Origin of the sequence: Amycolatopsis melonis, from assembly GCF_040064235.1 — a bacterium.
GTDB classification, from domain to species: Bacteria; Actinomycetota; Actinomycetes; order Mycobacteriales; family Pseudonocardiaceae; genus Amycolatopsis; species Amycolatopsis melonis.
In genome coordinates, this window is record NZ_JBDZYD010000001.1 from 429,586 (window position 1) to 442,325 (window position 12,740).

Here is a 12,740-nt window from a genome sequence, read left to right on the forward strand (position 1 = left end):
GCACCCGGGCGGTACACCTTTCCCGACGCCGGAATTCACGGAGGTAGGACCATGAGGGTATTCGTGCGGGTGATCCTCGCGGGCAGCCTGGTGCTGGGCATGACGTCGTGCGGTGCACCCGATCCGGCCAGGGACGTGGCTTCCGTGCCCACCACGGGAACCTCGGCGGCCACGAACGGGCAGCCCGGTGACGGCGGCGGCGCGGATCCGTTCGGCCGGTGCATGCGGGAAAACGGTGCCGACGGGGGAACGTCGCTCGACGGGAACGGCAGCAACGGCACGGTTTCCCCGGGCACCCGTTCTCCGGACGAGCAGCGCCGCCAGGCCGAAGCGCTGGAAAAGTGCGGCAAGTACCTGCCCGACGGCGGGAAACCGAAACCGCTGACCCCGGAGGCACTCGAACAGGGCCGCAAATTCGCCAAGTGCATGCGCGAGCAGGGCATCGCCTTCCCCGACCCCGATCCGAACACCGGCGGCTACCAGGCCCAGCCCGGCGCGGTGGTGGAGCCGGTGCCGCCCGGCGTGGACGTCAACGACCCCGCCGTGCGGGCCAAGTACGACAAGTGCAGCCAGGCGGCCGGGGGCGCGGCGGCGACCGTCGTGCCGACGCGATGAGTCCCGGACCCGGGGTGGCCCGCCGCCGTCGGCGCCGCCGGGCCTGGCTCACCGTGACCGTGCTCGCCGTGCTGGCCACGGCGGGCGCGGTCGGCTTCACCCGGTGGTCGACGAAAGGACACGCGGACGTGCCGAAGACAGCCGACAGCCCGGCCACCGCCGAGGTGGTCAGGACCGACCTGGTGGACCGCATCGAAGTGACCGGCCAGGTCGGCCACGGCCCCCAGCGCCCGATCACCGCGGCCAGGGCGGGCACCCTGACCTGGGTGGCCGACCCCGGCTCGGTGATCGACCGTGGCCGTCCCCTCTACGCCGTCGACGCACGGCCGGTGATCGTCCTCTTCGGACGGACGCCGGCCTACCGCGAGCTGGCGGAGGGGGTCACCGGCCCGGACGTGAAGATCCTGCAGGAGAACCTGGCCGCACTCGGGTACCGCCCGGCCGACCCGGCCGGGTCCTTCAAGGCCGCGACGACCGCGGCGGTCAAGCGCTGGCAGAAGGCGCTGCGGGTGGAGCAGACCGGCCGGATCGCGCTCGGCGACGTCGTGGTGCTGCCCGGTGCGGTGCGCGTCGGCACGGTGTCCGGCCAGCTCGGCGCCCCGGCCACCGGCGAGCTGCTGACCGTCTCCGGGACCGAGCGGCTCGTCACCGCCGAGCTCGAACAGGCCCAGCGCGGGCACGCGGCCGACGGGGCGAAGGTCCGGCTCGGGCTGCCCGACGGGCGCAGCGCCACCGGGACCGTCCGGGCCGTCGCGGCCAAGAGCGCCGACGACAAGTCCGGGGGCAAGACCACCAAGTACGACGTCACGATCGCGATCGACGACCCCGCCCTCGATCTCGCCGAGGGCAGCCTCGTCGACGTCGGGTTCGACGGCGAGAAGCACGCCGGCGTCCTGGTGGTCCCGGTGGAGGCGCTGCTGGCGCCGAAGGAAGGCGGCTACGCGCTCGAAGTGCTCGACGGGACCGGCCGCCGTCTCGTGCCCGTCAAGCTCGGCCTGTTCGCCGACGGCAAGGTCGAGGTCTCCGGCGCCGGGCTGGCCGCGGGCATGCGGGTGGTGACGGCCGCATGACCGCCGTGCTGGAACTGCGGGACGTCACCAAGCACCACGCGGGCGGGGTGGCCGCGGTGCGCGGCGTCTCGGTCACGGTCGAGGCGGGCGAACTGACCGCGGTGGTCGGCCCGTCCGGCTCCGGGAAGTCGACGATGCTGAACCTGATGGGCACGCTCGACCGGCCGAGCACCGGGCAGGTGCTGGTCAACGGGCACGACACGGGACGGCTGCGCGACCGGGCGCTCTCGGCGCTACGGGCAGGCTGGATCGGCTTCGTCTTCCAGCAGTTCCACCTCAACCCCGGGATGACCGCGCGGGAGAACGTCGTCGCGGCGCAGATCTACCGCGGGATCCCGCCGCGGCACCGCCGCGCGGCCGCCGAGCGCGCGCTGGCCGACGTCGGCCTCGCCCGGCGGACCGACCACCTGCCGACCGAGCTGTCCGGCGGGGAGCAGCAGCGCGTCGCGATCGCGCGGGCCATGGTCAACCGGCCGTCGCTGCTGCTGGCCGACGAGCCGACCGGAAACCTCGACTCGGCTTCGGGCGCGGAAATCCTCGGGCTGCTGCGCGAGCTGAACGCCGACGGCACGACGATCGTCCTGGTCACCCACGACCTCACGATCGCCGCCGCGCTGCCCCGGCGGATCGAGATGCTCGACGGGCGCGTCCGCCACGACACCGGAGGCTGCCGTGGTTGAGCTGCCGAAGCCGGTCCGCCTCGGCCCGCGTGAGCTGCTCGGCCTCGGCACGGTCGGCCTGCGGACACGGCCGGTGCGCACGATGCTCGCCGCCGTGGGGATCGCGATCGGGATCGCCGCGCTGGTGGCCGTCGTCGGCGTCCCGGCGTCGAACCAGGCGGCCCTGCGGGCCGAGCTGGACGCGCTCGGGCCCAACCTGCTGACCGTGGCGGCCGGGCGGGACATGGTCAGCCAGCGCGACGCCGTGCTGCCCGCCACGGCGCCGTCGATGATCCGGCGCATCCCGCCGGTGCGGACGCTGGCCACCACCGGCACGACGTCGGCCACGGTCCGGCGGACCGACCGGATCCCCGCCCAGCAGACCGGCGGGATCAAGGTCAGCGCCGTGACCCTCGACCTGCTGGACGTGCTGCAGGGCAGCGTGCGGGCCGGGCGGTTCCTCGACCCGGTCACCGCCGGGCTGCCGGTGACCGTGCTCGGCGCCCGGTCCGCGCAGCTGCTCGGTGCCGGCCCGGGGCAGCTGGTCTGGGTCAAGGACCGCTGGTTCGCCGTCGCCGGTGTGCTGGACGCGCTGCCGCTCGCCCCCGAGATCGACAACTCGGTGCTGGTCGGCTGGCCCGCCGCGCAGCGGCTGCTCGGCTTCGCCGGCCACCCCGGGACGATCTACCTGCGCACCGACCCCGCCGCGGTGGACGCGGTCAAGTCCGTGCTCGGCCGGACGGTCGACCCGGCCCACCCGCAGCAGGTGCTGGTGAGCAAGCCGTCGGACGTGCTGGTGGCGCAACGGTTCGTGGAGCGGGCGTACTCGGCGCTGTTCCTCGGCCTCGGCGCGGTCGCCCTGCTGGTCGGCGGCATCGGCGTGGCCAACACGATGGTGATCTCGGTGCTGGAACGGCGGCGCGAGATCGGCGTCCGGCGCGCGCTCGGCGCCACCCGCGGGCACATCGCCGGACAGTTCCTCGCCGAATCCGTGCTGCTGGCCGGGCTCGGTGGCGCGCTGGGCATCCTGCTCGGGGTGGCGGTGGTGGCGGGCTACGCCGCGACCCAGGGGTGGCCCGCGGTGCTGCCGCTCGCCGCACTCGGCGGCGGTGCCGGGGCGGCGGTCGTGGTCGGGGTGCTGGCCGGGGTCTATCCGGCGCTGCGGGCGACCCGCCTGACCCCGACCGAGGCGCTGGCGTCTTCCTGAACGCGGGCCGGCCCGCGGCCGAGGGGCGGTCGCGGGCCGGCAGACGGGGACGGGCTCAGCCGGTGTAGTCGATCCAGGAACCGGTGCGCTGGTAGGAGCCGCAGTCGGTCCACAGGTGCCAGCTGCCCGGGCCGACCCACGGGCTGGCGATGTAGCCGTAGCCGGAACAGTAGGAGCGCAGCCGGATGGAGCCGGAGTACACGGTGCAGTAGGCGTCCGCCCGGTAGTAGGTCAGCGAGTAACTGCAGTTGAACGACGCCTGCACGCTGTCCGACGATTCCGTTTTCGTGGTCGTCGCGGATGCCGCCGCCGGTGCCGCGGCGATCCCGCCGACCAGTGCCGAGGCCACGATCGCGAGCCGCGCGGCCTTGCCTGCCGCGGAAATTTTCTTTGCCCAAGCCATCTTTCGTCCTCCAGTGTCAGATTGGCCGAACGTTTGAAGGATCTCCGAGAAAGCAGTTGCCGCTAAGCAATGGAAGGGACAACTTCCAGCACGGAAATGCCGTTAACACGACCTCGTCCGATTTCGGAAGAAATGGAAGGCAACGCTTCCGCCGAATCGCTTACGGCGAACTTATGGCCGGTCTGGCAGGCTGGGCCGGTGCGTGTCCTGGTGGTGGAAGACGAGGTGATGCTGGCCGAGGCGATCGCCGACGGCCTGCGCGAGGCGTCGATGGCGGTCGACCTGTGCTTCGACGGCGAGGACGCCCAGGACCACCTGGCGGTGAACCGCTACGACGTCGTCGTCCTGGACCGCGACCTGCCCCGCGTGCACGGCGACGACGTGTGCCGCGGAATCGTCGCGGCGGGCGGCGAAACCCGGGTGATCATGCTGACCGCCGCCCGCGAAATACCCGATCGGGTGCACGGGCTCGGCCTCGGCGCGGACGATTACCTGACGAAACCGTTCGCGTGGGCCGAACTCCTGGCACGCGTCCAGGCACTGGGCCGCCGCGCGCGGGCCCCGGTGCCGCCGGTGATGCGGATGGCGGGCATCGAGCTGAACCGCCCGCTGCACCAGGTGACCCGCGGCGACCGGCACATCGCGTTGTCCCGCAAGGAGTTCGCGGTCCTGGAGGTCCTGATGCGCGCGGAGGGCGCGCTGGTGAGCGCGGAGGAGCTGCTGGAGCAGGCCTGGGACGAGAACATCGACCCGTTCACCAACGCGGTCCGGGTCACGATCATGACCCTGCGCCGCAAGCTGGGTGACCCGCCTGCGGTCCTCACCGTGCCCGGCATCGGGTACCGCCTCGCCTGAGGCCGGGAGCCGGAGGGGTGCTTCCGGCCCGCGGGGTGCCGGTGCCGTCGCCGGTACGACGTGAATGACTCGTTCATGTCGTCCGGCGACAGGAATGAGTCATTCACTGCACCGGGCGGTAGGTGGTGATCGTCCCGCCGTGGCCGAACGGCAGGACCTCCACGGGGGTGAACGCGCGGGGCGAGAACCCGCCGTCGAACATCGGCCTGCCGCCGCCCGCGACCACCGGGTAGGACTTGACCACCAGCTCGTCGATCTCCGGCAGCAGCTGCCCCGCCAGGGTGCCGCCACCGCAGAGCCAGATGTCCAGGCCGCCCTCCTCCGCCTTGAGCCGCCGCGCCAGCGCGAGCGGGTCGCCCGGCACCACCGTGACCGCCGGGCCGGCGCCGGTCAGCGACCGTGAGACGACGTACTGGCGCAGGTGCGCGAAGGGGTTCGGGTTGCCCTCGTCCAGCGGGACCTGGTACGTGCCGCGGCCCATGATCACCGTGTCGTAGCGCTTGTTCGGCGTGCTGGCGGCGATCCCGATGTGGGGCCGGATGTGCGTGGGCATGGTTTCCGGGAACTCCGCCCGCACGTGGGCGACCATCTCAGGGTTCAGTGGATAGAACTCGGCCTCGCCGGCCGGGCCCGCGATCACGCCGTCGATGCTGACGCCGATGAAATACACGAGCTTGCGCATGGGGACCCCCTACCAGATCTACTCTGGTTGTAGTACTTTGCATGAAGTGGTTCGAACCGTAGTACTACGTCTGGAGTGGTGTCAACGCCATGGTGCGACGCAACCCCGAGCGGCGGGCGGCCCTGCTCGACGCCGCCATCGAAGTCCTGGCGCGCGAAGGCGCGCGCGGGCTCACCTTCCGTGCCGTCGACCAGCAGGCGGGCGTGCCTGCCGGGACCGCGTCCAACTACTTCGCCAGCCGCGGTGACCTGCTCAAGCAGGCCGGTGAGCGGGTCTACGAACGGCTGGTCGACGAGGACGTCATCGCCGGTGGCCTGGAGGGGCCGCGCGACCGGGCCCGCGTCACCGAGCTGATGCACGCCCTCGTCGACCGCGTGGCCGCGTTCCCCACCGGGTTCCTCGCCCTCCTGGAACTGCGGCTGGAGGCCACCCGCCGTCCGGAGCTGCGGGACGTGCTGACCGCGCGGATCCGCACCGACGTCGAGTTCAACGTGGCCTACCACGAAAAATCCGGCCTGCCCGGCGACGGCACCATGGTCGTCCTGCTGTGGCTGGCGCTGAACTGGCTGATCATGGAACGCCTGACCCTGCCCGGCCTGTTCACCGACGAGCAGCGCCGCGACCTCGTCACGGCCTTGGTCGACCGCCTTCTGGCGGGACAGCCGGCCGAGCCGGCGTCGCCGTTCCGGTCGTGATCAGCTCGACGACCTCGGCCATCGACGGCCCGGCGGCCATCTCGGCGGCCAGTTCCCGCGCCCGCTCGCGGTAACGCGGCTCGGCCAGCACCGCGAGGACGTCCCGGCGCAGCTGCCGCGGCGAGGCCGACGCGCGGGTGCGGCCGATGCCCGCCCCGGACCAGGTGACCCGCGTGGCCACTTCGCGCTTGTCCTCGCTGGCGCCCACCACGACCAGCGGCACGCCGTAGCGCAGCGCGTGGTTGACCCCGCCGTACCCGCCGTTGCTGATCATCGCCGCGCACCGGGGGAGAAGTTCGTCGTAGGGCAGGAAATCGGCCACCCGCACGTTGTCCGGCAGGGCGCCGGGCCGCAGCCTGCCGCCGCACGTCGTCGCGACGACCAGCACGTCCTCCCCGGCCAGTGCCTCGATCGCGGGCTCGACGAGCCTGCCGAGGTCGTCGTTGGCCACGGTTCCCTGTGTCACGTGCACCACCGGCCGGGAGCCGTCCAGCTCGTCCCACCACGGCGGCAGCGGGTGCTCGCCGGTGCCGCTGACCGTCGTCGGCCCGATGAAGTGCAGCGGCGCCCCGGCACGCGGGAATTCGAAGCCGGGGCAGGTCATCTGCAGGACGCCGTCGCTGTGCAGTGTCCAGTCCGCGAACAGCATGCCGGGGTCGGTCCCCAGCAGCTCGCGGGCCAGCCGCTGGGCCGGCCCGAGCAGCCACGGCGCGAGTGTTCCGACCAGCGCGCCGCGCAGGCGTTCGGCCGGGGTTTCCGGGGGCGGGCCGCTCGGCACGGGCGGCATGAACGGCAGGAAACCCAGTGCCAGCAGGCGCGGCCGCTGCTTCCGGACGGCCAGTGCCAGCCCGGCCATGAACAGCGGGTCGCAGAGGACGACGTCGACGTCGAGGTCCATGACGCTCAGCTGGGCGGGCATCGCGCGCACGAAGTTGGCCAGCTCGAACCGCGCGAGCTTCAGCCCGCGCTTGCCCGCGCGGCCGGGGATCGAGCCGTCCAGGTCGGTCTCGTCGAAGTCGGCCTCCGGCGGCAGCACGTTCACCCGGGCGCCCAGCTCGGCGAAGGCCTGCCGGTAGCGCGCCCCGGTGACCACGGTGACCTCGTGGCCGTCGGCGAGCAGCGCCGCGACGATCGGCTTGGTCGGCCCGACGTGACCGCGTGCCGGCAGCACGCACACGAGTACCGCGGACATGAGTTCTCCTAATTGGCCGATACGGTGTACTGTTCAATTGTGACGATACCCGAACGCCGCCGGTATGAGTCGCCCGTCCGGGAAGCCCGCGCCCGGCGCACCCGGCGGCACGTGATCGCGACCGCGGGCCGCCTGTTCGCCGAACGCGGCTACGCGGGCACGAGCATGCGGCAGATCGCCGCCGCGGCCGGGGTGAGCCTGGAGACGGTGACGCAGGCCGGGCGCAAGGCGGAGCTGCTGCTCGCCGCGTTCCGGGACGGCTTCGCGGGCGACCCGGACGCGGTGAACCTGGACGCACTGGTGGGCGCGGCGGGCCCGGCGGACCTGGCGGCGGTGGCCGCCCGCGTCGCCGAGGGAGTGCGCCGGTCGTTGCCGATCTGGCGCGCGTTCACGACGGCGGCGGCGGCCGACCCGGCGGTGGCGGCGGTGCGGGCGGACCTGGCGGCGGCCCGCCGCACCGAGATCGTGGCCCGCCTCGAAGCCGCCGGACTGGCCCCGGGCGGCGAGGCATCGGGACGCCTGGCCGACGCGATCGGCCTGCTCACCTCGCACGAGGTGTACGACCACCTGACCGGGGTATGCGGCTGGGCGCACGAGGAGTACGTGGCGTGGGCCGCGGCGGCGATCGAGGCGCAGTTGAGCCTCGGCTGGGCCTAGACTGCGGCGGCGATCCAGGCCCAGCTCGGCCTCGAATCAGCCTGCCGCCGCGTGTAAGCCGCGGGTTCCGATGCCGCGCAGGACTTCCACGCGGTCCGAGCCCGGGCGGCCGAGCACCCAGCTCGACCCGGGTACCTCCTTCGCGCGCTTCTTCAGCGGCGCCAGCAGCCGGGACACCTCCTGGTACGACCCGATGGCGCCGCTCGCGCAGACCAGCGTCGCCAGGGAAACCGTCACCGGGAGGCCGTCGGCCGACCAGCGGCGATCGAGCAGCGCGCCCGCCACCGTGGCGATCTCGTCGACGTCGCAGACCACCAGGAAGTCGTCGCCGCCGACGTGGCTGACCCGCATCCGGCGCAGCCGTCCCGCCAGCTCGGTCAGTGCCGCGCCCAGCGCTCGGATCAGGTCGTCGCCCGCGGCGAACCCGGCGGTGTCGTTGACCGCCTTGAACGCGTCGATGTCCAGCCATGCCGCGACGAACGGCTCGCCGATGGTGATCCGGCGGGCCACGTCGCGCGCGACCGTGTCGCTGCCCGGCAGCCGGGTGAGCGGGTTGAGCGCCGCCGCCGCTTCGACCTTCGCCTCGGCCACGCCGCGCACCACCTCGGTCACCAGTACCACGCCGAGGCAGCGGCCGACCTCGTCGACCACGACGACGTCGTCGCCGGTGCGGCTCCAGTCCGCGTCGGTGACCAGCTCCAGGAACTCCATCGCGCCGGCGCGGGCCTCGATCGTGTGCGGGGTGTCGGCCAGCCGCGCGGCCGGGCGCTTCGCGTGCAGCGCGTGCCCGTACGGGCCGGTGACCGCGACCAGGAACCGCGTCCGGTCGATCGACCAGCGCGGCCGGTTCAGCTCGTCCACCCCGACCACCCCCGACGGCGCGTCGGCCGCCGCGAGCACCGCGCGGACGTCGTCGCACGTCGCGTTCTCCGGCAGGGTCGTCGCCGGGCGGAGGAAGTCGCCGACGCACTTCGCCGGGCCCGGCGCGACGGCGGCGCGCGGCCGGGCGAGCAGCGCCGGGGCGGGACCGGCGGCGGTGGGTGCTTCCAGCAGGGGGCCCTGGGCGATCCGGACGCCGAGGCCGTGGACGGCGCCGAGCTGGGCGTCGGTCTCCACGCCGGTCGCGACCAGCCGCGTGCCGGTGCGGTTGGTGTAGTGCAGCAGCGCTTCGACGACGGCGGCCGCGGCCGGATCGTCCGGCAGCGCGCGCAGCACGGTCCGGTCGAGCTTGACGACGTCGACCGGGGCCTCGGCGAGCAGGCTCAGCGGGAGGTCGCCGCGGCCGAGACCGTCGAACGCGAGCCGGAAGCCCAGTTCGGTGAGCGCCCGCATCCCGGCCAGCACGCGGCCGGACGGCAGCGCGGCGAACGGCGGGCCGATCTCCAGGACGACGTCGCGGGTGCGGCGGCCGGCGTCGCCGAGTTCGGCCAGGAGGTCGTCGAACATCGCCACCGGTGCCGCGAGGGTGCGCGCGGAGAGGTTGAGGTGCAGGGGAAGGGCGGCCGGATCGGCCGCGTCCTGCCGGACGGCGGCGACGGCCAGCCCGAGATCGGCCTGGGCGAACCGCCCGTCGCGGCGCGCCTGCGCGAGCAGCTGCGGGATCGTGCCCTGCTCGGGCCTGGCCAGCGCTTCGTGCGCGACGACGCCTCCGGTGTGGAGGCTGTACAGCGGCTGGAAGGCGAAGCGGACCGCGCGTGGCGACTTCACGCGCCCGATCGTCGCGGGTCCGGTTCATGATCGGAACCGATGTCGACTGATGTTCACCAGGGCTTACTCACATCGGGCGAATGTTTCAGCCTTGACTTATATAAGCGACGGCTTGTAGCTTGGCGGCGTGCACGCGTTCGACGTCCTCGGCGACCCGGTCCGCCGCCGGATCCTCGAGCTGCTGGCCGACGGCGAACGGGCCGCCGGCGCGGTGACCGAGGTGATCCGTGCCGAGTTCGGCATCTCGCAGCCCGCGGTGTCCCAGCACCTGAAGGTGTTGCGCGACAACGGGTTCGCCGTCGTCCGCCAGGACGGGGCCCGGCGGCTGTACGCGGTCGGGCACGCGCCGCTGCGGGACGTCGACGGCTGGCTCGACCGGTTCCGCCGCCACTGGACCCCGCCGCTGGACGCACTGGCCACCGAAATCGCCCGCGGCAAGCGCGAGCGCCGCCTCAGTCAAGGAGAAAACCCGTGATCGACGTCCGTCACCAGATCAGCGCCGTCCGCCGGACGGTCGGCAAACGCGTGCTCGAAGCGGGTGAGGCCCGCGTGATGACCATCAGCCAGGTCTACGACACCGACGTCGACGACATGTGGGACGCGGTCACGAACCCCGAGCGCATCCCGCGCTGGTTCCTGCCGGTGACCGGCGAGCTGCGGGCCGGCGGGAAGTACCAGCTGGAGGGCAACGCGGGCGGCACGGTCGAGCGCTGCGACCCGCCGAAGAGCTTCGCCGCGACGTGGGAGATGCACGGCGGCGTCAGCTGGATCGAGGTCCGCCTGACGCCCGAGGACGGCGGCACGCGGTTCGAGCTGGAGCACGTCGCGCACGTCGACGACCACTGGGACCAGTTCGGCCCCGGCGCGGTCGGCATCGGCTGGGACATGGCGCTGACGGCACTGGTCCGGCACCTGGCGGCGGACCCGTCGTACGTCGTCGACCCGGCCGAGGCCATGGCCTGGATGACATCTCCGGAGGGAGTCGAGTTCGTGACGGCGGCGGGCGAGGCCTGGTACGAAGCGCACGTCGCGGGCGGCGAGGACCCGGCGGTCGCCCGCGCCCAGGCGGACCGCTGCCTGGCGGCCTACACGGCCCAGCCGGAGTCCTGAACTCGCCCTGATCACGAGTGATGCCCCCGCAATCACGCGAGATGCCTCCCGCATCACGGGTGTGACCCCTCGCCGCACGAGGTCTCCCGGTGCGCGGCGGGGCATCACGTGTGACTGGGCGGGCATCACGTGTGATTGGAGGGGCATCACGCGTGACTGGAGGGTCGACACAGCTCAGTGCCGACCGCCGTTCGGGGGAACCGGCGGATAAGGTCGGGCGCATGGATCAGGACAGCGACCCGCGGGCCGCCCGGCGCGATCCCGTCGCGAACGCCGGCGGGTTCACCGACCTGGCGACCAGCCCGTTCCGGATCGACCGCGACCGGATTGCCGCGTCGCCGTTCTTCGCGCGGCTCGGCGGGGTCACGCAGGTGGTCAGCGCCGGCGGGGCCGGGCTGCTGCACAACCGGCTCACCCACAGCCTCAAGGTCGCGCAGGTCGCGCGGGCCGTCGCCGAACGCATCGCCGCCGGGCCGGACGCCGCGCTCGCCGACAAGCTCGGCGGCTGCGATCCCGACGTCGCCGAGGCCGCCGCGCTCGCGCACGATCTCGGGCACCCGCCGTTCGGGCACCTCGGGGAGCAGACGCTCGACCGCATCGCCCGGCACCGCTTCGGCCTCGCCGACGGCTTCGAGGGCAACGCGCAGACCTTCCGGATCATCACCACGACCGACGTCCGCGGCCCGGCCGCGATCGGGCTCGACCTCACCGCCGCCGTGCGCGCCGCCGTCCTGAAGTACCCGTGGCTGCGGCTGCACCATCCCGCGCCGCACCCGTCGGCGATGGCCGTGCCGCCGCGTGGGGCCGCGGAGCCGGGGGAGGCGCCCGGCACCGGCGCGGCCAAGTTCTCCGCCTACGCCACCGAACTCGACGACTTCGAGCAGGCCCGCGCGGCGTTCGCGGGCCGCGTCGAAGGCTGGCAGCAGACCGTCGAAGCGTCCGTGATGGACACCGCCGACGACATCGCCTACGCCATCCACGACCTGCAGGACTTCCACCGCATCGGCGTGCTGCAGCACGCTCCGGTCGCCGCCGAGCTGACCCAGTGGCTCGACCACGCCGGCGAGCTGGCCGCGCTGGACGACGCGACGCTGCACGCGGAACTGCGCCGCCCGGGCCGGTCGCTGGAACGCCTCCGCCGCCGCATGCACGCCAAGGACGCCTGGATCGTCGACGACGACGCGTTCGCCGCCGCCGTCGCGCGGGTGCGCGCCGAGCTGGCCGACGGCCTGCTGGCCGGGGAGTTCGACGGCTCGATCGAGGCCGAGCAGGCGACCGCGGCGTTTTCCGCGAACTGGACCGCGCGGCTGGTCGACGGCGTGTTCGTGCTGCCGTCACCGTCCACCCGCACCGGTCACGTGTCGCTGCGGCCCGCGCAGTGGCACGAGGTGCAGGTGCTCAAGTTCGTGCACCGCCGGTTCGTGCTGCTGCGCCCCGATCTCGCGCTGCACCAGCGTGGCCAGGCCGGGGTGGTGACGAGCCTGGTCGACGCGCTCGACGCGTGGCTGCTCGACCGCGACGAGCTGTCCCGCCTGCCGCGGCGGCTGCACGACCTCGTCGAGCTGGCCCGCGCCGAGTACACCGAGCTGGCGCGGTCGGCGCCGGAGCTGCTCGTCGGCGCGACCGGGGAGCCGGTGACCGGCGCGGACGCCGTCCGCGGTCTCGCCCGCGGCCGCGCGGTGGTCGACTTCGTGGCTTCGCTGACCGACAAGCAGGCCGTGACGCTCCTGGATGCCTTGTCCGGACGCGCTTCGCAGCCGTGGTCGGACTCGTTTGTCCTGTGAGTGTCCGATGATCGGCACGCGGCTGCGCTGAACGGCCTACAACCTCTGGACTGGTCCGGAAAATATCTGTCCTTTGTCACTCGATTGGCTGATGTTTACCGGGA

General features: G+C 73.2%; 14 protein-coding genes. 10 read left to right on the forward strand and 4 right to left on the reverse strand.

Going from position 1 to position 12,740, the window contains the following annotated elements; translation table 11 throughout:
• Positions 1 to 51: 51 nt before the first annotated feature.
• The 4 genes from ABJI51_RS02015 to ABJI51_RS02030 are packed head-to-tail and all read left to right on the forward strand — an operon-like array spanning position 52 to position 3,551.
• Complete coding sequence (locus tag ABJI51_RS02015) at positions 52 to 615, forward strand: hypothetical protein (RefSeq protein WP_348947153.1); 564 nt, start codon at positions 52 to 54, stop codon at positions 613 to 615.
• Positions 612 to 1,685, forward strand: a complete 1,074-nt coding sequence (locus tag ABJI51_RS02020; protein WP_348947155.1) for an efflux RND transporter periplasmic adaptor subunit — start codon at positions 612 to 614, stop codon at positions 1,683 to 1,685. The genes ABJI51_RS02015 and ABJI51_RS02020 overlap by 4 nt, the downstream gene beginning before the upstream one ends.
• A complete protein-coding gene (locus ABJI51_RS02025; protein ID WP_348947157.1) occupies positions 1,682 to 2,365 on the forward strand; it encodes an ABC transporter ATP-binding protein in 684 nt (227 codons plus the stop codon). The genes ABJI51_RS02020 and ABJI51_RS02025 overlap by 4 nt, the downstream gene beginning before the upstream one ends.
• Positions 2,358 to 3,551: an ABC transporter permease gene (locus tag ABJI51_RS02030; protein WP_348947159.1), complete on the forward strand. Its 1,194-nt coding sequence runs from the start codon at positions 2,358 to 2,360 to the stop codon at positions 3,549 to 3,551. Before ABJI51_RS02025 ends, ABJI51_RS02030 begins: the two co-directional genes overlap by 8 nt.
• 55 nt (positions 3,552 to 3,606) lie before the next feature.
• On the opposite strand, the gene ABJI51_RS02035 is transcribed toward ABJI51_RS02030, so the two are convergent.
• Positions 3,607 to 3,954, reverse strand: a complete 348-nt coding sequence (locus ABJI51_RS02035; protein WP_348947161.1) for a hypothetical protein — start codon at positions 3,952 to 3,954, stop codon at positions 3,607 to 3,609.
• A gap of 198 nt (positions 3,955 to 4,152) precedes the next feature.
• Between ABJI51_RS02035 and ABJI51_RS02040 the strand changes: the two genes are divergently transcribed.
• Complete coding sequence (locus ABJI51_RS02040; RefSeq protein WP_348947163.1) at positions 4,153 to 4,809, forward strand: response regulator transcription factor; 657 nt, start codon at positions 4,153 to 4,155, stop codon at positions 4,807 to 4,809.
• A 103-nt stretch (positions 4,810 to 4,912) separates the two neighbouring features.
• On the opposite strand, the gene ABJI51_RS02045 is transcribed toward ABJI51_RS02040, so the two are convergent.
• A complete protein-coding gene (locus ABJI51_RS02045; RefSeq protein WP_348947165.1) occupies positions 4,913 to 5,491 on the reverse strand; it encodes a dihydrofolate reductase family protein in 579 nt (192 codons plus the stop codon).
• A gap of 89 nt (positions 5,492 to 5,580) precedes the next feature.
• Between ABJI51_RS02045 and ABJI51_RS02050 the strand changes: the two genes are divergently transcribed.
• Complete coding sequence (locus tag ABJI51_RS02050; protein WP_348947167.1) at positions 5,581 to 6,186, forward strand: TetR/AcrR family transcriptional regulator; 606 nt, start codon at positions 5,581 to 5,583, stop codon at positions 6,184 to 6,186.
• On the opposite strand, the gene ABJI51_RS02055 is transcribed toward ABJI51_RS02050, so the two are convergent.
• Complete coding sequence (locus ABJI51_RS02055) at positions 6,119 to 7,378, reverse strand: glycosyltransferase (protein ID WP_348947169.1); 1,260 nt, start codon at positions 7,376 to 7,378, stop codon at positions 6,119 to 6,121. The two genes, ABJI51_RS02050 and ABJI51_RS02055, sit on opposite strands and share 68 nt — an antisense overlap.
• Positions 7,379 to 7,417: 39 nt before the next feature.
• Here ABJI51_RS02055 and ABJI51_RS02060 point away from each other — a divergent pair, with 39 nt between their 5' ends.
• Positions 7,418 to 8,035 (forward strand): TetR/AcrR family transcriptional regulator, encoded by a 618-nt coding sequence (locus ABJI51_RS02060; RefSeq protein WP_348947171.1) that lies wholly within the window; start codon positions 7,418 to 7,420, stop codon positions 8,033 to 8,035.
• Positions 8,036 to 8,071: 36 nt separating this feature from the next.
• Here the strand turns inward: ABJI51_RS02060 and ABJI51_RS02065 are convergent, their stop codons facing one another.
• Positions 8,072 to 9,742: a GGDEF domain-containing protein gene (locus ABJI51_RS02065; RefSeq protein WP_348947172.1), complete on the reverse strand. Its 1,671-nt coding sequence runs from the start codon at positions 9,740 to 9,742 to the stop codon at positions 8,072 to 8,074.
• A 127-nt stretch (positions 9,743 to 9,869) separates the two neighbouring features.
• On the opposite strand from ABJI51_RS02065, the gene ABJI51_RS02070 reads away from it, so the two are divergent.
• The 3 genes from ABJI51_RS02070 to ABJI51_RS02080 all read left to right on the forward strand — a co-directional run bounded on the left by ABJI51_RS02070 (position 9,870) and on the right by ABJI51_RS02080 (position 12,636).
• Positions 9,870 to 10,217, forward strand: coding sequence for an ArsR/SmtB family transcription factor (locus ABJI51_RS02070; RefSeq protein WP_348947173.1), 348 nt, complete (start codon positions 9,870 to 9,872; stop codon positions 10,215 to 10,217).
• Complete coding sequence (locus ABJI51_RS02075) at positions 10,214 to 10,852, forward strand: SRPBCC family protein (protein WP_348947174.1); 639 nt, start codon at positions 10,214 to 10,216, stop codon at positions 10,850 to 10,852. The genes ABJI51_RS02070 and ABJI51_RS02075 overlap by 4 nt, the downstream gene beginning before the upstream one ends.
• Before the next feature lie 221 nt (positions 10,853 to 11,073).
• Positions 11,074 to 12,636 (forward strand): deoxyguanosinetriphosphate triphosphohydrolase family protein, encoded by a 1,563-nt coding sequence (locus ABJI51_RS02080; RefSeq protein WP_348947175.1) that lies wholly within the window; start codon positions 11,074 to 11,076, stop codon positions 12,634 to 12,636.
• The last annotated feature ends 104 nt before the right edge of the window (positions 12,637 to 12,740 follow it).